At 68.9% G+C, this 23,485-nt stretch carries 23 protein-coding genes and 1 pseudogene; 7 read left to right on the top strand and 17 right to left on the bottom strand.

Going from position 1 to position 23,485, the window contains the following annotated elements; all coding sequences use genetic code 11:
- Window positions 1–12: 12 nt before the first annotated feature.
- The 4 genes from ACQPZQ_RS15435 to ACQPZQ_RS15420 are packed head-to-tail and all read right to left on the bottom strand — an operon-like array spanning window position 13 to window position 4,761.
- The gene (locus ACQPZQ_RS15435; RefSeq protein WP_433296191.1) at window positions 13–1,116 is read right to left on the bottom strand and encodes an ABC transporter permease; all 1,104 of its coding nucleotides are present in this window, start codon (window positions 1,114–1,116) and stop codon (window positions 13–15) included.
- Complete coding sequence (locus tag ACQPZQ_RS15430) at window positions 1,113–2,186, bottom strand: ABC transporter permease (RefSeq protein WP_433296189.1); 1,074 nt, start codon at window positions 2,184–2,186, stop codon at window positions 1,113–1,115. Before ACQPZQ_RS15430 ends, ACQPZQ_RS15435 begins: the two co-directional genes overlap by 4 nt.
- A complete protein-coding gene (locus tag ACQPZQ_RS15425; RefSeq protein WP_433299231.1) occupies window positions 2,183–3,676 on the bottom strand; it encodes a sugar ABC transporter ATP-binding protein in 1,494 nt (497 codons plus the stop codon). The genes ACQPZQ_RS15430 and ACQPZQ_RS15425 overlap by 4 nt, the downstream gene beginning before the upstream one ends.
- Before the next feature lie 50 nt (window positions 3,677–3,726).
- Window positions 3,727–4,761, bottom strand: a complete 1,035-nt coding sequence (locus tag ACQPZQ_RS15420; protein WP_433296187.1) for an autoinducer 2 ABC transporter substrate-binding protein — start codon at window positions 4,759–4,761, stop codon at window positions 3,727–3,729.
- Window positions 4,762–4,954: 193 nt separating this feature from the next.
- Here ACQPZQ_RS15420 and ACQPZQ_RS15415 point away from each other — a divergent pair, with 193 nt between their 5' ends.
- Both ACQPZQ_RS15415 and ACQPZQ_RS15410 read left to right on the top strand, forming a co-directional pair.
- Window positions 4,955–5,827, top strand: coding sequence for a DeoR/GlpR family DNA-binding transcription regulator (locus tag ACQPZQ_RS15415; protein WP_433296185.1), 873 nt, complete (start codon window positions 4,955–4,957; stop codon window positions 5,825–5,827).
- Window positions 5,824–7,284, top strand: coding sequence for an FGGY-family carbohydrate kinase (locus ACQPZQ_RS15410; protein ID WP_433296183.1), 1,461 nt, complete (start codon window positions 5,824–5,826; stop codon window positions 7,282–7,284). The genes ACQPZQ_RS15415 and ACQPZQ_RS15410 overlap by 4 nt, the downstream gene beginning before the upstream one ends.
- 506 nt (window positions 7,285–7,790) lie before the next feature.
- Here ACQPZQ_RS15410 and ACQPZQ_RS15405 read toward each other — a convergent pair.
- Window positions 7,791–8,213 carry a transposase gene (locus tag ACQPZQ_RS15405; protein WP_433296181.1) on the bottom strand — a complete coding sequence of 141 codons (423 nt, stop codon included), beginning with the start codon at window positions 8,211–8,213 and terminating at the stop codon, window positions 7,791–7,793.
- A 155-nt stretch (window positions 8,214–8,368) separates the two neighbouring features.
- Here ACQPZQ_RS15405 and ACQPZQ_RS15400 point away from each other — a divergent pair, with 155 nt between their 5' ends.
- The 3 genes from ACQPZQ_RS15400 to ACQPZQ_RS15390 all read left to right on the top strand — a co-directional run bounded on the left by ACQPZQ_RS15400 (window position 8,369) and on the right by ACQPZQ_RS15390 (window position 11,660).
- The gene (locus ACQPZQ_RS15400) at window positions 8,369–9,409 is read left to right on the top strand and encodes a LacI family DNA-binding transcriptional regulator (RefSeq protein WP_433296179.1); all 1,041 of its coding nucleotides are present in this window, start codon (window positions 8,369–8,371) and stop codon (window positions 9,407–9,409) included.
- Window positions 9,410–9,741: 332 nt separating this feature from the next.
- Window positions 9,742–10,503 (top strand): ribonuclease activity regulator RraA, encoded by a 762-nt coding sequence (locus ACQPZQ_RS15395; protein WP_433296177.1) that lies wholly within the window; start codon window positions 9,742–9,744, stop codon window positions 10,501–10,503.
- The gene (locus ACQPZQ_RS15390) at window positions 10,503–11,660 is read left to right on the top strand and encodes a mandelate racemase/muconate lactonizing enzyme family protein (RefSeq protein WP_433296174.1); all 1,158 of its coding nucleotides are present in this window, start codon (window positions 10,503–10,505) and stop codon (window positions 11,658–11,660) included. Before ACQPZQ_RS15395 ends, ACQPZQ_RS15390 begins: the two co-directional genes overlap by 1 nt.
- Before the next feature lie 80 nt (window positions 11,661–11,740).
- On the opposite strand, the gene ACQPZQ_RS15385 is transcribed toward ACQPZQ_RS15390, so the two are convergent.
- The 6 genes and pseudogenes from ACQPZQ_RS15385 to ACQPZQ_RS15360 all read right to left on the bottom strand — a co-directional run.
- Window positions 11,741–12,307 (bottom strand): RraA family protein, encoded by a 567-nt coding sequence (locus tag ACQPZQ_RS15385; RefSeq protein ID WP_433296171.1) that lies wholly within the window; start codon window positions 12,305–12,307, stop codon window positions 11,741–11,743.
- A 90-nt stretch (window positions 12,308–12,397) separates the two neighbouring features.
- Complete coding sequence (locus ACQPZQ_RS15380) at window positions 12,398–12,868, bottom strand: enolase C-terminal domain-like protein (protein ID WP_433296169.1); 471 nt, start codon at window positions 12,866–12,868, stop codon at window positions 12,398–12,400.
- 169 nt (window positions 12,869–13,037) lie between these two features.
- Window positions 13,038–13,175: a hypothetical protein gene (locus ACQPZQ_RS15375; protein ID WP_433296167.1), complete on the bottom strand. Its 138-nt coding sequence runs from the start codon at window positions 13,173–13,175 to the stop codon at window positions 13,038–13,040.
- A gap of 319 nt (window positions 13,176–13,494) precedes the next feature.
- Window positions 13,495–14,349 carry an NAD-dependent epimerase/dehydratase family protein gene (locus ACQPZQ_RS15370; RefSeq protein ID WP_433296165.1) on the bottom strand — a complete coding sequence of 285 codons (855 nt, stop codon included), beginning with the start codon at window positions 14,347–14,349 and terminating at the stop codon, window positions 13,495–13,497.
- A gap of 103 nt (window positions 14,350–14,452) precedes the next feature.
- Complete coding sequence (locus ACQPZQ_RS15365) at window positions 14,453–14,617, bottom strand: hypothetical protein (protein ID WP_433296163.1); 165 nt, start codon at window positions 14,615–14,617, stop codon at window positions 14,453–14,455.
- Window positions 14,618–14,827: 210 nt separating this feature from the next.
- Window positions 14,828–15,166 (bottom strand): annotated as a pseudogene (locus ACQPZQ_RS15360) (transposase); the annotation flags it as partial.
- Between the two features lie 265 nt (window positions 15,167–15,431).
- On the opposite strand from ACQPZQ_RS15360, the gene ACQPZQ_RS15355 reads away from it, so the two are divergent.
- Window positions 15,432–16,154, top strand: a complete 723-nt coding sequence (locus ACQPZQ_RS15355) for an IS701 family transposase (protein ID WP_433296161.1) — start codon at window positions 15,432–15,434, stop codon at window positions 16,152–16,154.
- Between the two features lie 73 nt (window positions 16,155–16,227).
- Here the strand turns inward: ACQPZQ_RS15355 and ACQPZQ_RS15350 are convergent, their stop codons facing one another.
- On the bottom strand, window positions 16,228–16,803 hold the full coding sequence (locus ACQPZQ_RS15350; protein ID WP_433296159.1) for a hypothetical protein: 576 nt from the start codon (window positions 16,801–16,803) through the stop codon (window positions 16,228–16,230).
- A 196-nt stretch (window positions 16,804–16,999) separates the two neighbouring features.
- Here ACQPZQ_RS15350 and ACQPZQ_RS15345 point away from each other — a divergent pair, with 196 nt between their 5' ends.
- The gene (locus ACQPZQ_RS15345; RefSeq protein WP_433296157.1) at window positions 17,000–17,299 is read left to right on the top strand and encodes a hypothetical protein; all 300 of its coding nucleotides are present in this window, start codon (window positions 17,000–17,002) and stop codon (window positions 17,297–17,299) included.
- 161 nt (window positions 17,300–17,460) lie between these two features.
- Here ACQPZQ_RS15345 and ACQPZQ_RS15340 read toward each other — a convergent pair whose 3' ends face one another.
- The 5 genes from ACQPZQ_RS15340 to ACQPZQ_RS15320 all read right to left on the bottom strand — a co-directional run bounded on the left by ACQPZQ_RS15340 (window position 17,461) and on the right by ACQPZQ_RS15320 (window position 23,485).
- Complete coding sequence (locus tag ACQPZQ_RS15340) at window positions 17,461–18,453, bottom strand: ABC transporter permease subunit (protein WP_433296155.1); 993 nt, start codon at window positions 18,451–18,453, stop codon at window positions 17,461–17,463.
- On the bottom strand, window positions 18,450–19,982 hold the full coding sequence (locus tag ACQPZQ_RS15335) for a sugar ABC transporter ATP-binding protein (RefSeq protein ID WP_433296153.1): 1,533 nt from the start codon (window positions 19,980–19,982) through the stop codon (window positions 18,450–18,452). Before ACQPZQ_RS15335 ends, ACQPZQ_RS15340 begins: the two co-directional genes overlap by 4 nt.
- Before the next feature lie 5 nt (window positions 19,983–19,987).
- A complete protein-coding gene (locus ACQPZQ_RS15330; RefSeq protein ID WP_433296151.1) occupies window positions 19,988–20,953 on the bottom strand; it encodes an ABC transporter substrate-binding protein in 966 nt (321 codons plus the stop codon).
- Window positions 20,954–21,455: 502 nt separating this feature from the next.
- Window positions 21,456–22,451: a galactofuranose ABC transporter, permease protein YjfF gene (gene yjfF / locus ACQPZQ_RS15325; protein ID WP_433296149.1), complete on the bottom strand. Its 996-nt coding sequence runs from the start codon at window positions 22,449–22,451 to the stop codon at window positions 21,456–21,458.
- Window positions 22,448–23,485 (bottom strand): ABC transporter permease, encoded by a 1,038-nt coding sequence (locus tag ACQPZQ_RS15320; RefSeq protein ID WP_433299229.1) that lies wholly within the window; start codon window positions 23,483–23,485, stop codon window positions 22,448–22,450. The genes yjfF and ACQPZQ_RS15320 overlap by 4 nt, the downstream gene beginning before the upstream one ends.

Raw genomic sequence — 23,485 nt, 5'->3', positions numbered from 1 at the left:
CAGCGCTCTCGCTCAGCGGACCGGAGCGGAACCGGCGGCGCTAGACTCCGTCGGGTCCTGCGGATCGGGGGAAATCGTTCCTGTTCGACGGCGTGGTCGGGCCGCCCGCCCCCGACGCCGGGTGTGCACTGCGTCCAGCACCATGACCGAAATGAGGATCAGGCCCTGCGCGATCGTGTATTCGAACGGGCTCAACCGCATGATGTTGAATCCGCTTGAGACCATCTCGAGGGTCAGCGTGGCGAGGACCACGCCGAGCACCGTTCCATACCCCCCGAATGGGTTCGTCCCGCCCAGGATCGCGACAACGATCGCCAGCAGGAGGTAGGACGAGCCGTAGTCGGCGCTCGCACTCGCCGATCGCGAGGCGATGATCACACCGGCGATCCCGGCGAGCAGGCCGGTCACCATGTACGTGGCGAACAGGACGCGGCGATTACGGATGCCGGAGAACCTGGCCGCGGTGGGGTTAGCGCCGACGAGCCGCAGCTTCGTTCCGAGGGGCGTCCGGTTGACCAGGACGGCGAGCGCGACGGCAATGAGGATGAACGCGATGAACGAGATCGGGATCCACGCCACCGTGTTATTGCCGATGACGAGGAACGCCTCCGGCATCCCGTACAGGGCCTCCCCACCTGTCCACGCAATTGCGATGCCGTTGTAGAGCTGCATGGTGCCGAGGGTCGCGAGGATCGGCGTCACTCCGACGACGGCGACGAGGAAGCCGTTGAAGAGCCCCGCGAGCAGTGCCACCAGAAGCCCCGCCACAACGAGTAGCACGGTGAGCATCGCGGCTTGCCCACCGGCCATCTCTGCGCCGCCGACCGCTGCGAACAGCGCGGCGGTGGTGAGCGCCGTCAGGTTCGCGATCGAGACGATCGACAGATCGATGCCGCCGGTCAGCATCGCGACCATGACAGCCAGGCTGAGCAGCCCGATCTCCGGGACGGTAAACGCGATGGTCTGGAAGTTGATGACCGAGAAGAAGATCTCGGGGCTCAGGACCGAGAAGACGACGAGCACCGCAAGCGCCAGTGCCAGCAGCCGGGCCAGGCTGCGCTGCCCCTGCAGCATGCCCACGACTCGCCTTGTCGCGGCATCGAGGCTTGAGATCATGCCCGGGCCTCCTGGAGTTCGACGGCTCGCCGCCGGGCCTTGCGTCGGGCTCCGACGGCCTGGATGGATACCCCGGCAACAAGCAGGACGCCGACGGCCGTCCGCTGCCAGGTGCCCGGCACTCCCATGAGGATGAGGCTGTTCTTGATCACAGAGATCAGCACAACGCCCAGGACGGCGCCCAACACCGATCCGCGGCCGCCCAGGATCGAGGCACCACCCAGCACGACGGCGGCGATGATGTCGAGCTCCGTTCCGGCGAGCTCGTAGGGATTGGCGTTGCGGGACAAGATGACGTGCATGATGCCGGCGATCCCGGCCAGCAACCCGACCAGCGTGTAGATCGTCAGCTGGAGTCGGACAACGGGAAATCCGACCCGTCGCGCGGACTCGGTGTCACCCCCCAGGGCGTACACACCGCGGCCGAACATCGTCCGCTGCAGGAGCCAATGCACGAGAAGGCATAACAACACGACGGGCACGATGAACACGTGCAGGCGTGCCGCCAGCGGGCCCTGCTGGTGGACGAGCAGATCCGTGGTGGACAGCTGGGCGAGGCTCTCGGGCAGCTCCGCGATGTACTTCGAGCCGACGTAGGCCAGCAGGACGCCGCGGAATACCCCCTGCGTGCCCAGGGTGACGATGAGGGTGGGCAGCTTGAAGCGTGCAATCAGGCCGCCGTTGATGAGACCGAGCAACGAGCCGACCACGAGAGCGATGAGGAAGGCTCCCAGGACGCCCGGATCGAAGCTGCCGTTCTGGGCCAGGACTATTGCCGTGTAGCCCGCGAATATGCCGATCACAGGAAAGGACACATCGATCCCGCCCGAGATGATCACGATGAGTACGCCGAGGGCGAAGACGATCTCGACCAGCGAGTTCCGTAGGATCGCGAATAGGGTCGACACGGTGAAGAAGTCGGGATTGACCAGCGCCATTGCACTGACGACCACGAGGATCGTCAGGGCGAGCACTCCCTCGTTGTTCCTGCCCCGCAGCCGGTTCGCCCAGCTGCGGGAGCCGTTCGAGTGCGGTCGAGGCGGCGACGAGGGCGCGACCACGGTGTTCATGCGTTCAGCCCTTCGAGGATCGAACCCTCGGTCAGGTGCTCCCCATCGATCACCTGGCGGATGCGGCCCTGCCGGACGACGAGAACGCGATGGCAGACGGAGACCAGCTCCGGAATGTCGTCGGAGATGACGATTACACCCTTCCCCTTGCCCGCCTCCTTGCGCAGGATGTCGAGGATCTCCTCCTTCGAACCCACATCCACACCGACGGTCGGGCTGTTGAGGATGAGCACCCGCGGTCCCCGCGCCAGCCATTTCGCCAGCACTACGCGCTGTTGGTTGCCCCCAGAAAGGCTGCGTATGGGCGCCGCGACGGAGGGGGCCTTGATCCTCAGCGCGGAGAAGAAGGCGTCGATGGTGCGCCGGAGGTGAGCCCCGTCCAGCAGGCCGAAGCGTGCCCGGTGCAGGTCCAGGCTGCCGGCGACGACGTTGTCGGCGATCGACTGATCGAGGAAGAGTCCCTCCGTGAGCCGGTCGCTCGGCACATATCCGATACCCGCAGCGACTGCGTCAGCGACTCCGCGGATCTTGACCTCCGCGTCACCGACCTTCACCCGTCCTCGCTGGGCGGGCGTGGTCCCGAAAAGGGCCTCGGCGATTTCGGAGCGCCCGGAACCGAGCAGCCCCGTGATGCCCAGGATCTCCCCCGGCTTGAGGTCGAACGTGACATCCTCGAACGCCCCGTCCAGGCCCAGTGCCTCGACGCTGAGTACTGGCTGTGCGCCTTGGTCGAAATGCGGCACATCCCGCAGGTCCCGCACGTCCCGGCCCGTCATCGCGCGTCCCAGCGAGACCCGGTCGAACTCCCCGACCGGGCCCGAGGCGACGACGGCGCCGTTGCGCATGACCGTGACGTGCTGGGAGATCTCCAGCACCTCGTCCAGTTTGTGGCTCACGAAGATCGTCGCCACGCCCCGCTCCTGCAAGGTCTGGACCACACGGAAGAGGGCTTGGACCTCATGTCGCGTGAGTGCGGTCGTCGGCTCATCCATGAAGATCACCCGCGCCTCCTCAGCGAGGGTGCGACAGATCGCCGTCAGCTGGCGGTCCGCGACGGTCAACTCCTCCACGGGGGCGTCAATGTCCAGCTGCACCCCGAGCTCGGCAACCACTGCAGCCGCTCGTGTTCGGACATCCCGCGGATTGACCAGTTTCCGGCGGTGCGCGATCAGGGGTGTCAGCGCGATGTTCTCCGCAACCGAGAGGTTCGGAAAAAGGGAGAAGTCCTGGTAGATGACCTGGATACCGGCGCGGAGCGCGTCGACGGGGGTCATTCGGGAACGCGTCCGGCCCCCGATCTCGATCTCGCCGGCGTCAGGCGACTCCACACCAGAAATGATCTTGATCAGGGTCGACTTGCCGCATCCGTTCTCCCCGGCGACGCAATGCACGTCCCCAGCCCGGACCTCGAGGGTGACGGCATCGAGAGCCCGTACCCCGCCGAAACGCTTCGAGATGTTGCGGGCGGCGAGCACGGTGCTGCTGGTCATAGTTTCCACGCAGGGCTCCTCCCGGCCGGACGGCTACCTCCAAGCAGAGATCAGAACGGGTACTGGTCGACGTTCGACCGGTCCACCTCGATGGCCGCGTTCCCGTAGAGGACCTTCGGGTTATCGGGAGACACGGTGAGCGACTCGTAACCGGGAATCCCTAGGTCAGTCCCGTTCGCGACCTGCTGACCGCTGGCCAGGTGCTGCGCGATCGTCATCATCGCCTTGCCCGCCATAGCCGGATCCCAGAAGAAAATCTTGTCGATCGAGCCGTCCGCGAGGTACTTCTTCGCCACCGAGGGGATCGACGTACCCATGACGCAGACCTTGTCGGTCAGGCCCGCCTCCTGCACAGCCCGGGCGATACCGGCCACATCGGTGCCGGCAGAGCCCTGGAAGCCCTTGATGTCAGGGTAGGTTGCAAGGATCTCTTTCGCCCGCTCGTATGCGACCGATTCATCTTCTTTGGACTCGATCGGGTCGACAACGCGCTCGATCCCGCTGTAGTTCTGCTGCGCGTACTCGAGCCCGCCCTCGACCCACTCCATGTGGGTCTTCGCGGTGAGATTGCCGACGAACGCCGCGTACTGCCCCGTGCCGCCCATGCAGTCAGCGAGGCTCTTGACGATCTGGGCACCGTAGGACTTGTTGTCGAACGCCTCGATGTCGACGTCCACGTTCTGCTGGTTGCTCGCCTCGTGGGTGACGACGATGATCCCCTGATCCTTGGCGCGTTTGAGGGTCGCTTCGAGGGACTCCGGCGAGTTGGGCACGACACCGATGGCTGTGGGCCGCTGCGCGATCAGGTCCTGGATGACCTTGACCTGCTTCTCGGGGCTCGCGTCGTCGGCGCCGGTCTGCGAAGCGTCGATGCCGGTGCCGTCGGCGAACTCCTGGATGCCCAGCTCCATGCGGTCGAACCAGCCGACCCCGACCAGCTTCACCACGTTCACGAAGCGCATGTCTTCGGGCGCAACGTTGCGGCCGCCGCCGGCCTGCCCAGCCCCGCCGGCCGGACCACTACCGCATGCGGCGAGCATCAGGGCCGCCCCCATGGCGCCAGCGACTACAGCGATCTTTCGCATCGATACTCCTTGTCAGAGCCCCGGGCGGCACCGTCGACGGCATCGCGCACGCGCGAGTTCAGTCGAAGAGTGCACGGTTCCGTGCAGTCGGAAGGAGAGATTGCACGGTATCGTGCAATCGGTCAAGCACTAAAGGCATCGCCGGTGCCACGCTGCCGTCACGCCGGGCAGATGGACGAGGAGGAGGGGACTGGTGGGGAAGAAGCGCCGTGAGGAGATCCTCAGCCGGGTGCAACGGCATGGCTACGTGAGCGTGCGTCAACTGGCGCAGGACTATCAGGTCGACACCTCGACGATCCGACGTGATCTGGACACGATGGCGGAACGGGGTCTGATCGTGCGCAGTCATGGCGGCGCCACGCTGCCTGCCGAGCCCGCGGAGATCCCGTACAGCGTCAAAGTGGGCAAGAACGTGGCACAGAAACGTGCCATCGCCCGTGTCGTCGCCGAGATCATCCCGCACGGAAGTTCCCTTCTGATCGACAGCGGGTCCACCACGCTCGGGGTGGCCCAGGCGCTGCGTGGCCACCGGGAGATGACGGTCATCACCAACGACCTACGGGTGGCAGCCGAGGTCGCCAATCAGGGCGATGTTCGTCTGTTCGTTCCCGGCGGCGAGGTGCTGCCCGCCGTCTACAGCCTCGCGAGTGAGCGCGCCGTCGACATGATCAAGGAGTTCCACGTCGACTACGCCGTGATGGGCGCAGACGCCGTGGATCCTCAGGGCATCACGAACACGAACAGCAACGAGGTCTCGATGAAGCGGGCGATGCTGGGCGCAGCGGACAAGGTCCTCGTCGTGGCCGACAGTTCGAAGTTCGGCCACACAGCGCTCGTGCGCATCGCAAGTTTCGACGACGTCGACCTGATCGTGACCGACGAGGGCCTTACTGAGGAGAGCGCCTCGGCGTACCCGGTCCAGATCCGGCGCGTACGTCCGGAGCCCGCGCTCCTCCCCCCGCCGACCGTCCTGATGCCCGAAGAGGCTCCTCGAACGGCGCTGGAGCCCGCCCTCGTTCCAACTGGCGAGCGGGTGGCCGGGAACCCGGCGGCGGCGACCAAGTGAGGTTCATCGGCGTCGACATCGGAACCAGCAGCAGCAAGGGCGTCGTCGTCGATGCCTCCGGCGCAGTCCTCGCCTCCCACACCCGTCCCTACACGACGTCCTCGCCTCACCCAGGATGGTTCGAGCACGATGCGGACGACGTTTGGTGGGCATCTGTCACCTCTATCCTCCAGGAGCTCCTCAAAAAGTCACCCGGCCCGGTCGACGGTGTGGCCGTCAGCGGTATCGGGCCCGCCGTTCTACTCACCGACGCCCGTGACCAACCCCTGCGCCCGGCGATCCTCTACGGCATCGACACCCGTGCGGAGCGACAAGTCGCCGCGCAGAACGAACGATTCGGGCCCGACACGCTGCTCGCCGCAGTGGGGAATCTGCTGACCAGCCAAGCAGTGGGTCCCAAACTGGCCTGGGTGGCCGAACACGAGCCGGAGACCTTCTCACGCACCCGTCGCTTCTACTCCGCGCCCGGATGGGTCGTGCGCCGACTGACCGGCGCTTACACACTCGACCACTACTCGGCCAGTGGATCCGATCCCCTCTACGAGCTGCGCGCCCAGGCATGGTGGGAGCCAGGATGGGCGGGCCTCGAGCAACTCGAACGACCCCAGCTGGCCTGGCCCGGCGAGGTGATAGGGACGGTCACCCCGGAAGCCGCCGACGCGACGGGTCTGCCTGCTGGCACGCCGGTGCTCGCCGGGACCGTCGACGCCCTCGCCGAGGCCTACAGCGTCGGGTGCCGGGCACCGGGCGACACCATGCTGATGTACGGCTCCACGATGTTCATCATCCAGACTGTCTCGGCGCCGACGGTCCACTCTGGACTCTGGGCAGCGGTGGGTCGGACGTGCGAGACGTTCTCGTCAGCAGCGGGCATGTCCACGTCCGGACTGATCACCAGCTGGCTCTCCGAGGTCACCGGGACAGCCTTCGCCGAGCTCCTGGAGGAGGCTCGGCGGGTACCGGCGGGCTGCGAGGGGCTCCTTCTCCTTCCCTACTTCGCGGGTGAGCGCACCCCCATCTTCGACCCGCGTGCTCGAGGCGCGTGGGTGGGACTCTCCCTGCGTCACGGACGAGGTCACCTCTACCGCTCCGCTCTGGAGGCTGTGGCGTTCGGCGTGAGACACAACCTCGCCACGATGGCTGACGCGGGGGCACGGCCCAGGCGGCTCGTCGCGGTTGGCGGGGGCACCCGGGACCACCTGTGGACGCAGATCGTCTCGGACGTCACCGGGCTGCCCCAGGACATCCCCTCAGTGACCATAGGCGCGTCCTACGGTGACGCACGGCTGGCGGCCGATGCCGCCGGCGTCAACACCACCGGCTGGAACCCCGTCGCCCAACACGCACGTCCCGACCCCACCGACCGCGAGGTCTACGACCTGCTGTACGCCGAGTACCTGCGGGTGTATCCCGCCCTGGCCGACACGATGCACGCGCTGGCGGACCTCAACCGCTAGTCGAGGAGAGCAGCTGCGAAGTCGCACTGACGACGACGGGTGCCAGTCGCTGATCGACAGCCTCAGGGTGGACACCGCGGACTGCCGCGGGGCTGACACCGGCCGGTGCTCGACCCAGGCCCGCGAGGGTGTGCGCCTCGGGAATCGCGGGCGGACTGGCGACAGCCTGCTCGATGCTGTCGTGCGAAATCGAGGCGCAGCTGCCAAATCCGATCGAACAACACTGGCCGGCTCGTGTTGCACGCCCACCTGACCAGACGGACCAGCACGGCCACATCGAGGCACTGCCGCCCACGTTGTTGTCCGCTATCCCAGAGCATCGCCCCGACCAGCGAGGATCGAGTGACCTCGCGACGGCGCACCGAAACGGTCGCGCTGCCGTCACAACTGTTGTCAACGGCCCTCCCCGAAAATCGGGAAGGACCGTTTTGGCTGGTGGGCGATACTGGGATCGAACCAGTGACCTCTTCGGCGCCTCTCCTGTCAACACCGCTACTTGCCCGCAGTCATAGGCCGAGTGCGGTGGGTCCGGGAAGTGACTTGTCCGAAGAGTCGGGCGTCGGGGACGAGCCGGCCGCGCTGGACTGCAGAGTCGCCCCCGGATGTCCTCCCGGGCCCGCCGCCCGCGCGTCGCGTACCAACGTCCGGTAGACCACGTCGGACAGCCGCCGCTTCAGACACCGCAGCGCCTCCTTGTGGCTCTTGCCCGCTGCGCGTTTCCGCCGGTAGCAGGCCCGGCCCGGGGTGTCGTGACGGATCTGAGTGGTGGCCATGACATGCAGGGCATAGTTGAGCTGTCGGTCCCCCACCCGGGACAACCGGTGCCGAACGACGTCTCCGGAGAAGGCTCGCTGCGCAGCCTTCGCGTCGCCCGCGAGCACGAGGTCGCGCACCTCGTCGAGCCGGTCGGCCACGGCGGGGGGCGCCATCGCGCGTGACCCGTTCGGCAGCACCAGCCGGTGGTGGTTGACGATCAGCCGCTCGGCAGCGGGGTCGCCGAGCGCGCGAAAGGTGGGGGCCTGAATGCCGGTCGCGGCTGTGCCATAGTGGCCGCCGTACCTGGTCCCCGGCGATGGAGCGAGTGGTGACGTCCGAGTCGGTCCAGCGGCGCGTCACGGTGGCCGACGTCGCTGCGGAGGCCGGTGTGTCGGCCGCGACCGTGTCGAAGGTGCTCAACGGCCGGGCCGACGTCTCGGCGTCCACCCGGGCACAGGTCGAGACGATCCTGTCCGAGCGTGGGTACGTCCCGACCAAGCGGACCAGGAGGGCCACGGCGGCGGCCGAAGGCCGCGGCGGGCTCATCGAGATGGTCTTCAACGACCCCAGCACCCCCTGGGCGGCGGAGATGATCCGGGGCGCCGAGGAAGCGGCCCGCGCGGCCCGCGCGGCGATCGTCGTCTCGGTGCTGGAAAGAGGCCCGAAACGCGTGCAGCAATGGCTGGAGGACGTCGCCGGGCGCGGTTCCCGCGGAATCGTGCTTGCGCTGTCGGACTTCTCCCCGGCCGACCAGAAACGTGTCGCCAAGCTCGGTCTGCCGACCGTACTCGTCGACCCGGTCGGCGATTTCGACACCGACGTGCCCTCGATCGGCGCCGGGAACTGGGGCGGCGGCATGGCCGCCACGAAGCACCTCATCGAACTCGGGCACCGGCGCATCGCCGTGATCACCGGCCCGATGCGCTTCCTCTGCAGCCAGGCCCGCCTGGCCGGCTACCGGGCTGCGCTCGAACGCGCGGGCGCCGGGTCGGATCCGGAGCTCATCGCCCACGGCGACTTCCACTACGCCTCGGGGGTGGCGTCCACCCTGGAGCTGCTCGACCGGCCCGACCCACCGACCGCGATCTTCGCCGCCAACGACGAGCAGGCCATGGGCGTCTACGCCGCGATCCAGCGGCGCGGCCTGCGCGTCCCGCACGACATCAGCGTGGTCGGCTTCGACGACGTCCCGATGTCGCAGTGGATCTCCCCACCACTCACGACCGTGCGCCAGCCCATCGCCGAGCTGGCCGCGCTGGCCGTCCGCACGGTGCTCGCCCAGCCGCACCGCGCCGAACTCCCGCAGACCCGCGTCGAGCTGGCCACCGCACTCGTGGTTCGCGATAGCACCGCACCCCCGCCCGCCTGACACCGCGGGCTCTCGCGGAGCCGGTGGCGGCCGCTGCCGCTGAGCAGGCCGTCCCTTCGCAGCGGCGGAGACTCGGACCTCCACCGGCGACCCCGCCCTCTCCCCGCGTTTTGCGTTGCCTCTAGTTTCGAACAACCAGGGTTGAGTTTCGATGCGGGTCGGGGTTAAATCACTACGGCATCGATCCCCGTCAAGGTCCGCTTTTCAGCGTGTTCGAGTAGGCCGCTGCCCGCACCGATCCAACGTCCACCGTGGCGAATTCTCGAAACTAGGCCGAAATTTAATGTGAAGCGGCCGCAGGTACGAACGAGGATGGAAAGAGAGACAACAACGTGGTTGAGACTCAGGACGTCGTTCGCCCACCGAAGGATCTGGTCGACGGCCTCGCCGCGATCGGGAGCGCCACCGCCAGCAGCGAGCTCAGCAAGCTCGGCGTCCGCAGCGCCCACATCCGCGGTCCCGTCTCGTTCACGCCCGGCATCGCAGTGGCCGGTCCTGCGCTCACGCTGCAGTTCATGCCCAAGCGCGAGGACCTCCACCAGGTCGAGGAGTACGCCGAGCCGGAGAAGCAGCTGCACCGCCACGTCATGTACCACACCCAGCCGGGGGACATGATCGTCGTGGACGCCCGCGGCGACATGGCGAGCGGCGTGTTCGGCGAGATGATGCTGACCTACTTCAAGGGCCGCGGCGGCGCCGGCGTGATCGTCGACGGGTGCATCCGCGACATCGGCAAGGCCCGCACGCTCGGTGTGGGCCTGTGGCTGCGCGGGGTCACCCCCAACTACCACGCGCAGACCGGCATCTTCCCGACCGCGGTGAACGTGCCGGTCGCGTGCGGCGGCACCGTGGTCGAGCCGGGGGACATCGTGGTGGCCGACGACGACGGCGCCGTGGTCGTCCCCATCAAGCTCGCGCGGAAGCTGCTGGCGGTGGCGAGCGAGCACGCGGAATGGGAGGAGTTCTCCCGCATGCGCCTGGCGCAGGGCGGAGACATGCGCCTCTACTACCCGCTGTCGGACGAGGCACGGCCCGAGTACGAGGAGTGGCGCGCGGCGCAGTCCGGGCGCGGAGCAGACGGGAGTGCGACCTGATGAGGATCACCGAGATCGTTCCGTGGCTGGTCCGCTCCGGGGGCTCCTTCTGGGGGGAGTTCCTCTTCGTGGAGGTCCGCACGGACGAGGGGATCAGCGGCTGGGGCGAGATCACCACCACCACCCCCACGGCCAACCGCGGGATCGCGGCGATGGTGCGGCAGGTGAACGACCTGCTGGTCGGCGACGACCCGGCCAGGATCGAGGACACCTGGAACAAGGTGTTCCGCGCGTTCACCTACATGGGCAGCCGCGGTGCGGGCACCAACGTCACGAGCGCCGTCGACATCGCGCTGTGGGACATCCGCGGCAAGGCGCTCGGCCTGCGGGTCTGCGACCTGCTCGGCGGCCCGGTACGCGACGACCTGCTCATCTACACCCATCCCGACCAGCGCCGCTTCGGCACGCGGGAAGGGGTGGTCGAGGAGATCCGCGGCATCGTCGAATCCGGCCACACGGGCATCAAGTTCGACCCGTACCCGCACGCACCGGGGCTGCCGCAGTCGAACGACCGCTACCTCGACGGCCGGCTGAGCCGGGCCGAGGAGCGGCAGGCGATGGAGCTGACGGCCCTGGTCCAGGAGGCCGCGGGACCCGACGTCGAGCTGATGATCGACGCGCACGGCCGCTTCGACGTGCCGACCGCGATCCGGCTGGGCCAGGCCTTGGACGAGCTGGGGGGCATCCACTGGTACGAGGAGCCGGTACCGCCGGAGAGCTACCACGCGCTCCGGCAGGTACGTGAAGGCGTGCGGACGCCGATCTCGGTGGGCGAGCGCCTGCACACCCGGTGGGACTTCGTCCCGGTGTTCGAGCAGGGGCTGGCCGACTTCGCGATGCCCGACGTCACGTGGACCGGCGGGATCTCGGAGCTGAAGAAGATCTCGACGATGGCCGAGGCGTACTACGTGCCGATGTCGCCGCACGACGCGGCCGGTCCGGTCAATCTGGTGGCAGGCGGCCAGGTGATGATCACCGTGCCGAACTTCTACCGCATCGAGTCGAGCCGCCACGACCTGAGCTCCTACAACCGGTTCCTGACCGCGCCGCTGGACAACAGCGGCGGGAGCCTCAAGCTCCCGCCGGGACCCGGGCTCGGGCTGGACTTCGACCTGGACTACCTGCGCGCCCACGCGCTGGACGGATTCGGCGGCTGACGCCCCGTCCCGAACGCAAGGAACGCCACTTCCACTGCGGCTCGTGCGGTGGAAGTGGCTTTCCCGGCGTCTGGTCGACCTCAGAGGCGGCCGTACTTGTTGAAGACGTCGATCACCGGGACGCCAGCCTGCACCTCCTCGCGGACCTTGTCCTCGATGTCCTTGGCCTCCTCCGACTTCGCGAGCACCTCGTCGAGCGCCCCGGCCGGGATCACCAGCACCCCGTCCTCGTCACCGAAGATCCAGTCGCCCGGATCGACCCGGACCTGGCTGGTGAGGGTGCCGGTCATCGAGACCGGCACCTCGATGTCGTGGATGCGCGAGCGGCGCAGCGACTCGATCGGAGAGGTGTAGCGGGCGAACGCCGAGAAGCCCTCGATCTCGCGCACCAGCCTGCCGTCGCGGATGCCCCCGTCGATGACGACGCCGGTCGCCCCCACGACGACGCAGCCCTCGTACATGTGCGTGAAGACGCCGAAGTCCGCGAGCTTGGTGTCGGGCGGCATCTCGCTGCGCTCGCGCACGTCCGGCGAAGCCACCACCGTGTAGGCAGGGCCCGCGACCTGCATCGAGCGCTCCAGCGGAGCGATCGCGAGGTCGAGGCACTGATGGGGCAGCCCCATCTCGTCCATGATGTCGTACACCACGGCCCGTGTAGAGCGCCTTCAGCCGTTTCGCCGTCTGCGCGACGGCGGCCGGGTCGGACGCGGTTGCACCGGTCATGTCCTACCCCCCGCCTATCCGAAGATCCCGTAGCCGGGCACCGCGTGCGCGCGCACCCCGTCCATGTCGAGCTCGACCCCGATGCCGGGTGTGTCGGCCAGCGTGATGTAGCCGTCCTTCACTATGGACCCGCTGCCGTCGGGGGCGTGGACGTAGCTGTCCCAGACCTCGCGCTCCTCCAGCGCGTGCCACCCCTGCCCCAGGAAGTTGGGGATCGCCCCGCACTGGTGGGCGGTGGCCATCGTGCCGAGCGGTGTGGACACCAGGTGCGGCGCGAACGGCGCGTAGTGCATCTCGGCGAGGTTGGCAATCTTCTTGGCCTCGGCGAGGACGCCGCACTTCGGCACGTCGGGCTCGATGACGTCGACCGCGCCGCGCTCCAGCAGCTCCCGGAAGCCCCAGCGGAGGTAGAGGTTCTCCCCCACGCAGATCGGGGTGCGGGTCTGTGCCGGACCCGCACGAGCGCGCCGGAACCGGGCCAGCACGTACGCGCACGGCAGGCCGAGGCCGCGAGCCGCTACTGGCCACGGTGGCGCTGGTGACGGAACCGGCTCCGCGGGGGGAACCAGCAGGTCGGTGCGACAGGCACCAGCTCCCGCAGCAGCGGCTCGTCCACCAGGCCCGATCCTTCCGGCGCGAGCCACCCCGCGCCGCTCAGCCGTGCTGACCCTCCTCCCGCTGCCGCATCAGTTCTTCGACCGCGCTCGGCAGGGTCGTCTCGAAGTCGATCAGCTTCGCCCAGCCCGGCGTCACGACGATCCGGACCATGCCGTCGTGGTAGAGCGAACCCACCCCGCCTCAAGATCTTGGCTGAGCCCATCTCGGTGTCGGTCGTCAGGGCAACGGTCGGGTTGTCGCGCAGGGCCGGGAGCCTCGGCGCCTTCCTGGGATGTACGTACGAAGGTCAGGACGGGGAGCGCACCAACCATCGCACCCAGGAGGGTCCAGCGGCTCGGGTGCGGGATCAGGACCAGCGCCGAAGGGTGAAGGTGGCCTTCCTGCGATGCGGCCACTGTGTCGTGACGACCTCCGACCGGTCGGCTTCAGGCACCATGTAAGCGCTCACACGGCGCCTACGCGACGAAGGACTACTGCGCTGTCGGCTGCCGTGTCAGCGCTCCCGCTCCGAGATCGCCGGGTGCTCCTCCCGGGCGTCCCAGCCCAGTTCGGCAAGCGCCTTCGCCGACGACTGGAACGCCGCACAGTCCGGCAGCGGGGCGCGCAGCGCCACCTGCGGGTACCAGCGGCGGGCGAGTTCCTCCGACGGCGTGGTGCTCGTCGTGCGTGCCGCGACGACGGTGTACACGGCGTGGCCGGGGGTGCGCCGGTGCAGGGCGAGCAGCACGGCCGAGGCCGCGGAGTCGAAGGACGTCCAGCCCCAGAGATCGGGAGCGCGCTTCTCGTCGCCGCCGAGCGCGGCCGCGGCCGCCCAGTCGTCCTGGAGGGTGTTCAGGCGCAGGGACGAGAACGTCGCGTCCGGGCGCCGCCGGGCAAACGCCGCCCCCTGCTGCTCGACGAGCCACTTCGACTGGCTGTAGCTGTCCTCGCAGTAGGGCGGGTGCTCCTCGTCGACCGGGAAGTAGTCGAACCGGGGCCGCGCGCTGAACACGCCGCCGATGGCGTTGACGCTGGAGGCGAGGCACACGGCCGACACCCCGTGTTCCTCGGCGGCGATCAGCACGTTGTGGGTGCCGCCGACGTTGATCCGGTGGACCTCGGGCTCCGGGTACCGCGGGTGCGGGAGCGCGGCGAGGTGTGCCACCCCCTGCACCCCGGCGAGCGCGGCGCGCACCTCGTCGAGCACGGTGACGTCGGCGGGGCGCCATTCGAGCGCAGGCCGGCCCCCGTCTCCCTGCGCGGGCGATCCCGGCAGGTCGATCGCGACCACCTCGTGTCCGGCCCGCAGGGCCCGGTCGACGACCTCGCGTCCGAGCCTGCCCGCCGCACCCGTCACGGCTATCCGCATCTCTCATCCCTCTCCGTCTGCTCCGCGGTCGGGCTCGCTCCCCCGCCCGCGGTCAGCTCCAAGATGTCGACGACCATCATGTCGCCGCTCTCCAGCGTCTCGATCACCCAGAGTTCTGGCGGTCGCCCTCCAGGTGCCCCTCCCGCGCCCTGGCGGCGACGACCGCGTCGTAGTCCGGGCGGTGCGGCAGGAGCTGGGCGGTCACGGCGCGGCCGACGATCACCGTCCCCGGGTGCGTTTCGCGCCACTCCCCCGCGAACTGGCGCACTCACCACCCTCGCCGCACTCGCGGCCGAAGTAGTCCCGGGCGTAGCCCAGTTACTCGCCCCACCCACCGCCATCACGGCCGCTGATCTCGCCGAACTCGTCGCCGGCGCCATCGTCCGTGTCGCTGGGGAGCGTTTTTGTCGCAGCATCCAGAGCGGCCCGGCTCTGCCGCCCGCACCACCACGTCTGCGACCCGCGGAACTTCAGCCACACGAGCGCGTATCCGAGGCCACCGGCCTGAGGCGTTCGCCGATGCCCGGACGTGCGAGCCATCGGCCGCTGCCCGCGACCAGTCGATCAGACCAGCGGCGTTGAGCTTGGCCAGTAGCAGCTCGTGCAGCCGCTGCCACACCCCAGCCTCGGTCCAGTCCCGCAGCCGCCGCCAGCAGGTCATTCCGGAGCTGTACCCCATCTCCTGCGGCAGGAACTCCCCCAGGAGTCCCGTGTACAGCACGAACAAGATGCCGCACAGCGCCTTCCGGTCGTCCAGCCGTTTGCGCCCGGGATTGCGGAAGCGACGCTCGACCTTGGGTAGCAGAGGCTCGATCAACGCTCACAGTTCGTCCTCGACTTCCCACGGCCTGCGCTGGGCCACGCCAACCCCCTGCCACCTGATCAACAACTGGCAAGATCAAACTCAGACCAAAATCAATCTGTTAGGACCTCTTAGTACTCCAGCCGGACTTCGTGATCTTGGCTGGTGAGGGGCGCTGGAGGTTGGTGTGGCCGCCAGTTGATCATGGTCGGTTGTGTGGACTTCGCAAGATCGGCTGACGGCCGCGGGCGCCAGCATAGACCCTGCCCGGTGGCGGGCGATGTTCGATGAGCTGGCGGGGCGGATCGGGCGCCGTTTCGGTCGGATCGAGCCCCGCCGCCGGGCGGAGAAGTTGTTGCTGGGCTTGGTGTCTGAGCTGCCACGGAAGAATTGCTGGACCATCGCCGAGCATGTCGGGGACACGACACCAGACGGTCTGCAACACCTGCTCGCTCGGGCGGTGTGGGATGCCGACGCGGTGCGTGGCGACCTGCGTGACTATGTCTGCGATCGCCTCGGCGGCCAAGACGCGGTCCTGATTGTGGATGAGACCGGGGACCTGAAGAAGGGCACGCACACCGTCGGGGTGCAACGCCAGTACACCGGAACCGCCGGTCGGATCGAGAACTCGCAGGTCACTGTGTATTTGGCGTATGCCACGACGATGGGGCACGCGTTTATCGACCGGGCTTTGTATCTGCCGAAATCTTGGACTACCGACCGCGACCGCTGCGCCGCGGCCGGGATCAGTGAGAACGTGCAGTTCGCGACCAAACCCGCCCTGGCCACCACGATGATCGCCCGCGCCCTTGACGCCGGAGTTGACGCGTGGTGGGTGACCGGAGACGAGGTCTACGGCGCCGACCCCCGATTACGCGCGGAACTGGAGGGCCGCGGCGTGGCTACGTGCTGGCCATCGGATACGACCGCCGCGTCACGACCGCAGCCGGCGTGTTTGCTCGAGATCCCGCGGCGTACCGGGGCCGGGCGCCGGAGTTCCTGACCTGCGCGGCGATCCTCGTCACTGTCGCTGGGCGCGTGCCGTCGTCCCGGTCCGCTGCTATCAGGAGTGGCTGTCAAGTCCCGACTACACGTCCGCCTGCCAGCTGCCCAGCTCTGCCGGGCCAGTCGATCGCGTCCAGGAACCTTTCCATCTCGACGAGCACTCGGCCGAGTACGGCGACCGAGTCGGCGAGCGGACCAGGAATCTGCAAGCCGTGGTCAGCTCCTTCGATCTCCAGCACATACCGCGACAGCCGGCGCGCCTGAGCGCCGTCCCACATCGCGTCCGCGGTGCCACCCACGACCAAGAAAGGTGCGGTCGCACGACTCAAGGCGCGGGCTATCCACGGCAAGGTCAAGACCGGCGTGAGCCACACCGCCGGTATGTGACGCTCGGCAGCGAGCGTCGCGGCGTTGGAACCGAGAGATTTCCCGATCAGGAGCGGGCTGCCGCCGACCGCGTCGAGCCGAGGACCGACTTCTGCCCGTACCCAACCCTCGATCTCTGGCTGGAACGGATCCGGCGGTTCCTGGGACCACGCCAGTCTGTGGACCGTCGCTCCCCGCCTCTCGGCGACAACACCGGCGTACATGAGGAGCCCAGCCGCCGGCCCGTACCTTCTGCCCGGTACCACGACGGCGTCGGTCACGTCAGCGACCTTACGACCATGCGAACTGACGAGGCCAGCTCGTCCACGCGACCGCTTCGGTGTGTGAAGCAATGCAAGGGGCCAGTTCATGAGGGCATTTCCGCAGTTCAGGGACGCAGCTCGTCCGTGGACGGTCGCCGCTGACAGTGTGCGTGTGCGCCGGTTGTCACGCAGTTAGTCACTCACGTCGGACGCCATGCCAGGCTGCCCCCCGTCCACCGTGCGCGCGCTGGTCGGGAAGCGCGAGCTGCCGGTGCGAGCGACCGACGGCGAGATCGTGGTGACGGTACCCGTCGTCGAGAGTCCTGGCCGTGACGACGCTCTGACGGGATCGGGGCCCGGTCCGACCGGTGAGCGCATCGCCTCACCGACCGGCGGTGCCGGCCTGCGCAGCAGCTGCGCCGCCGGCTCGAGCAGCACCACCAAACCAGCTGTAGGGCGAGCACCCCTGCTGCGAGCAGCCACGCCACACGCCGCGAACGTCCCGCAGTGCTGATGATCGAGGTGCGACACGTTCCCCGGCTCTCGGGTTCAGCGGGATGGAACACGCACGGGCGCGCGGGGCGCTGGAGGAACAACCTTCCATCGCCGGCCGGCTGCTGCGCCCGCCCTACCGGGCGACCATCCCGCTGATCGCCTGCTCCGCTCCGCTGCGTTCTAGCGGCGCCAGTTCTTCAGGCTGTCCAGGGCGACGGCGACGATGATCACGGCGCCCTTGATGATGAGCTGGGTGAAGAACGGCACGTTCATCAGGATGAGCCCGTTGCTGAGAACGCCGATGATGAGCGCGCCCACGAACGTGCCGTGGATCCGGCCGCGGCCGCCGAAGAGCGAGGTGCCGCCGAGAACGACCGCGGCGATCGCGTCGAGCTCGTAGCCCTCGCCTGCGCGGGGTTGCCCGGACTCGACGCGGGCGGCAAACATGACGCCGGCGAGACCGGCCGTGAGCCCGGCGAGCAGGTAGACCTTGAGCAGCACGCGCTTGACCTTGATGCCCGCGAGGCGAGCAGCCTCGACGTTGCCCCCCACGGCGTAGACGTGCCGGCCGAACGTGGTGCGTTCGAGGATGAACCACACGGCCAGGTAGGTGATCACCATGACCACCACCGGCGAAGGGATCGCGGCGATATTGCCGTTGCCGAGGAGGCGGAAGCCCAGCTGGCCCTCGGCGATCAACGGCTGGCCGTCGGTGAGGGCGTAGGCGGTGCCGCGTAGGTAGGTGAGCGCCCCGAGCGTCACGATGAACGCGGGCAGCGCAAGGTAGGCCACGAGCACGCCGTTGAGCAGCCCGGCGGCGGCACCGACCAGGATGCCGCCGAGCACGGCGATGAGTGCGGGCGTGCCGGCGTTCCACAGCAGCACGGACGTCACCCCGGCAACGCCGATGATCGACCCGACCGACAGGTCGATGCCGCCGGTGAGGATCACGAGCGTCATGCCTGCGGCCAGCACGGCGTTGATCGAGACGGCACGGGCGACATTGAAGCCGTTGCTGAGGTTCCAGAAGTTGGGCGCGATCACCGCCATGAGGGCGACCATTGCGAGCAGCACGATGAGGATGCCGTAGCGATCCCACACCTGACCGAAGCCGGGCCGGGTGCGCTCGGACTTCTCGAGCGCGGACGTGCCCGCCGGGACGGTCCGGGTCATGCGGGGGTGCCTCCGTTCTGGTCGCTGGTCGCCGCTGTGTCGGACCCGGCCACCCCGGTGGCGTGCAGCATCACGGCCTCCTCGGTGGCCTCCGACCGGTCGAGCTCGGCCACGATCCGGCCGCCTCGCACCACCAGCACCCGGTCGCTGATGCCGAGCGCCTCGGGAAGGTCGGAAGAGACCACGAGCACGGCGACGCCGCGCCCGAGCTGCTCATTGATGATCCGGTAGATCTCGTACTTGGCGCCAATGTCGACGCCGCGGGTGGGCTCGTCCAGGATCAGCACGCGCGGGCCGACAGTGAGCCAGCGGCCGAGCACCACCTTCTGCTGGTTGCCGCCCGACAGGTGTCCCGCGTCCTGCGACAGCGCGGTGCGGATGCGCAGAGCGTCGATCTGGTGGCGGGCCGCGTCCCCGATGGCGCGGCGGCGCAGCACCCCGAGCCGGGAGAGCCCGCCGAGCGCGGAGACCACGAGGTTGTCGCGGGTCGACATCAGCGGGAACAGCGCCTGTTCCTTGCGGCTCTCGGGGAGCAGCCCGATGCCGTGGCGGATGCTGGTGGCCGGGGAGCGGTTGTCGAGGAGCTTGCCGTCGAGCTCGACGGTGCCGCCTCGGGCGCGGTCGGCACCGTAGATCATCCGGGCGATCTCGGTGCGGCCCGCACCGATCAGGCCGACCATCCCGACCACCTCGCCGGCCCGCAGCTGCAGGTCGACGGGCCCGATCCCGGCGCCGTCGGTGAGGCCCTCGACGCGGAGCACGACCTCCCCGGGCGTGCGGTGGTCGTGGACGTAGAGCTCTTCGACGTTGCGCCCGATCATCTGGGTGACCACCCGCTCGGGGGTGATGTCGGCCTTCTCGCTGGTGCCGATCGAGCGGCCGTCGCGGAACACGGTGACCCGGTCGGCGAGCTGCCAGACCTCCTCCATCCGGTGGCTGATGTAGACCAGCCCCATCCCGGCGGCCCGCATCTCATCGATCAGGCCGAAGAGCTGCCGCGCCTCGCGGTCCGACAGCGCCGCGGTGGGCTCGTCGAGCACGAGGATCCGAGCTTCCTCGGCGAGGGCGCGGGCGATCTCGACCATCTGCTGGCGGCCGACGGACAGCCGGCGCATCGGCAGCCAGGGGTCGATATCGGCACGGACGCGGGCCAGCTTGTCGGTGGCGTCGCGCAGCACCCGCCTGCGGTCGAGGCCGCCCCAGCGCGTGCGCGGTTCGGCGCCCAGCGCCAGGTTCTCGGCCACCGTCATGTCCGGGACGGTGTTGAGCTCCTGGTGGATGATCGCGATCCCCAGCCCGGCGGCCTCGATCGGGGACGAGACCGTGACCGGCTCCCCGTCGATCCGGATCGTGCCGGCGTCCGGGGCGTGGACGCCGGCGAGCACCTTCATCAGCGTCGACTTTCCGGCGCCGTTCTCCCCCATGAGGGCGTGGACCTCACCGGCGCGCAGGTCGAAGTCGACGCCGCGTAGGGCGAGGGCGCCACCGAAGGACTTGGTGACGCCCTCCATGGCGACCAGGGCGGTCATCGGATCTACTGCCAACCCTTGTACTGCGCCAGGCTTTCCCGGGTGATCATCTCGGTGGGCACGAGCACGGACTGCTTCTCCAGGGCCTCGCCCGCGAACAGCTTCTGGGCCATCTCCAGCGCGATCGCGCCCTGGGTGTTGGGGTCCTGGGCCGCAGTGGCACGGAACATCGAGTCGGGCTTCTGCAGCTCGGCGACCGCCTCCGGGGATGCGTCGACGCCGACGATCACCAGGCCACCAATGCCGGCCTGCTGCGCGGCGAGGGTGGCACCCAACGCCGTCGGGTCGTTGATCCCGAAGACGCCCTTCACCTCCGGGTGCGCGGTGAGCATGTCGGTGGCGATCGTCAACGCCTCCGCACGCCCGTTGTCGCCGTTCTGCTCGGCGACGATCGTGATCTGCGGGTAGCCCTGCAGCGCCTGCTTGCAGCCGGTGACCCGGTCCTGCACCGACGAGATCGGCGTGCCGTTGATCAGCAGGATGTCGCCTGCGCCGCCGATCTGGTCGGCCAGGTAGGTGCAGGCAAGGTTGCCGGCCTCAGTGTTGTCCAGGGTGACCTGCGCCTGGGCGCCACGCGCGGCGACATCGACCGCCACCACCGTGATCCCGGCCGCCTTGGCCCGCTCGACCGCGGGCCCGATGCCGTCGGAGTCGACGGCGTTGATCAGTAGAACGTCGATCTGCTGCTGGATGAACGCGTCGATCTGCTCGTTCTGGGCGCCGAGGTCCTGCCGCCCGTCCTGCACGTTGACGGTGGCGCCGATCTTCTCCGCCCCGGCCTGCACGCCGTTGGCCATCGACTGGAAGAACGGGTTGGACAGATCCTGGACCATCAGCCCGATGGTCTCGACGCGGGCGCCGGGCTCGCTACCACGGTCGGTGCCGACGGGGTCACCCTCGCTACAGGCGGTGGCCACCGCGCATGCCAGCACCAATCCGCTCGCCACAAGCAGCCGCTGCCGCAGCCTCATCGCTCATACCCCCTGCTCGCGCCGTTGCGAAAGGCGATGTTAACGCACACATCGGACAAGATCGACCGCTCGGAGCACGGCTACGAGCGGTCGACGTCGGCCTCCGACGTGGCCGCGTTCGAGACGGCGATGCGCATGTAGCGACGCCCGGTGGTGCCGCGCACCCAGTGCGTGCCGTCGCGCTACACGGCCACGAGCACCGCGTCGGTGCCATCGTCGAGCCGAAGCCGACGAGGACCGGGGTGCTGGCGTAGCCGGTGCTGCGGTTGCGCTTGCGCTGACTCTCGGCGGGCCATCCCGGGATCCCCGATGAGAAGAAACCTGCGCATCGATTGCTCGTCGGTCGCCGGGGCCGTTGCGCGGAGCCAGGCCGGGCAGCGCACGTCGATCACGTTTCCGCTGGTAGCCAACGTTCCCACCTGTTGCGAACCCTGCCGAGGATTCGAACCTGCGCCCATTCCCCCTGTCGCAGCATCGGCGATCCCTGCACTCGTGGCAGCCGTCAGTCGACGCCGCGTCTCGCCAGCACCCGCTGCAGGACCACGAACACCAGCAGCAAGAGACCAATGACGATCCGCGACCACCAGGAGCTGAGGGTCCCCTCGAACGAGAGGATCGTCTGAATCGTGCCGAGCACCAGCACGCCGAGCACCGAGCCGAGCACGAACCCGGAACCTCCGGTGAGCAGAGTGCCCCCGATGACGACGGCGGCGATCGCATCGAGCTCCATTCCCACGGCGTGCAGGCTGTAGCCCGAGAGCATGTAGAAGGTGAACAGCAGCCCGGCGAGCGCCGAGCAGGCCCCGCTGATCACGTACACGCCGACGCGTGCCTGCGCCACCCGCAACCCCATCAGCATCGCCGACTGCAGGTTGCCGCCGACGGCGTAGACGGTCCGGCCGAACCGGGTCAGGTGCAACACGTACACCGCGATCGCGACCACGACGAGCGCGACGAGCACGCTCGGGCTGATGAACAGCTCCTCACCCAGCGGCACCGCGGTCTGGGCGACCGTGCGGAACAGCGGGTCGTCGATCGGGATCGACTCAAGGTCGATCACGTAGCACAGGCCGCGGGCCAGGAACATCCCGGCGAGCGTGACAATGAAGGGCTGGATCTCCAGGTAGTGGATCACCGCGCCCATCGCGAGCCCGAAGACGGCCCCGCCGGCCAGCACCAGGAGCATGACGAGGGCCGGCGACCAGCCGGCGCGCAGCAGCGCGGCGACCACCATCGTCGAGAGAGCGACGACCGACCCGACCGACAGGTCGATGCCCCCGGTGAGGATCACGAACGTCATCCCGACGGCGAGCACCACCAGGAACGAGTTGTCGATCAGCAGGTTGAGCAGCACCTGCCCGGACGCGAAGGACTCGTAGCGCAGCCCTCCCCCGGCGAACATCAGCACGAACAGCGCGAACGTCACCATTACGGGCAGGAAGCGGGTGGGCACCCGGCGCCCGGCCGCTTGCCGCACACGCTCGGCGAGCGCGGTCACCGCCCGCTCCCCGCGGTCTCCGCCGGGACAGCGGGCGCCGCTGGCGGCGGGGCGTCGTCGCGGCGGCGCCGCCGTCGCAGCAGCGCGCGAACCTTCGGTGCCTGCGCCAGGAACACGACGATCACGACGAGCGCCTTGAACACCAGCGACACCTCCGGCGGGATGCCGACCGAGTAGATCGTGGTGGTCAGCGTCTGGATCGTGAGCGCGCCGAGCAGCGTGCCGGCGATCGAGTACCGCCCGCCGGCGAGCGACGTGCCGCCGATGACGACGGCGAGGATCGCGTCGAGCTCCAGCCACAGGCCGGCGTTGTTGGCGTCGGCGGCGTTGACGTTCGAGCTGATCATCAGGCCGGCCACGGCCGCGCACAGCGCCGCGAAGACATAGACCGTCCAGACGATGCTGCGCGAGCGCACGCCGGCCAGGCGGCTGGCCTCGGGGTTGATCCCGACGGCCTCGACGAGCGTCCCCAGTGCCGTGCGCCGGGTCACGAGCGCCACCAGTGCGTACACCACGGCGGCGACGACCACGGTCAGCGGCACGGCGAGCAGCGCGCTGCCGCTGATCCCCGCGAAGAACCCGTTGTTCACGGTGACGATCTGCCCGTCCGTGACGAGCTGGGCCAGCCCGCGGCCGGCCGTCATGAGCACGAGCGTCGAGATGATCGGTTGGATGCCGATCCTGGCGACGAGGAACCCGTTCCACGCGCCGAGGGCCGCCGCCAGGGCGAGGGCCAGCCCGATCCCGGCGAGCGCGGCGCCGGGGCTCGCCGGGTCCGGGCTGCTCGCGATCCATGTGCAGGCCACGGCCCCGGAGATCGCCACGACCGTGCCGACGGACAGGTCGATGCCGCGCGTCGCGATCACCAACGTCATGCCCAGCGCGGTCAGCGCCAGCGGGGCGCCGTTGTGCAGGATGTCGACCAGGCTGCCGTAGAGCCGGCCGTCCTGCAGGCGCACGGCGAAGAAGCTCGGCGTCAACGCCAGGTTGAGCAGCAGCAGCGCGACGAGCGGCCATATCGGTCTGCGCAGCAG

The organism is Pseudonocardia sp. CA-142604, from assembly GCF_050948475.1.
GTDB lineage: Bacteria > Actinomycetota > Actinomycetes > Mycobacteriales > Pseudonocardiaceae > Pseudonocardia > Pseudonocardia alaniniphila.
Note: the sequence above shows the minus strand (reverse complement) of the source record. Positions and strands in the feature narration are given on the sequence as shown.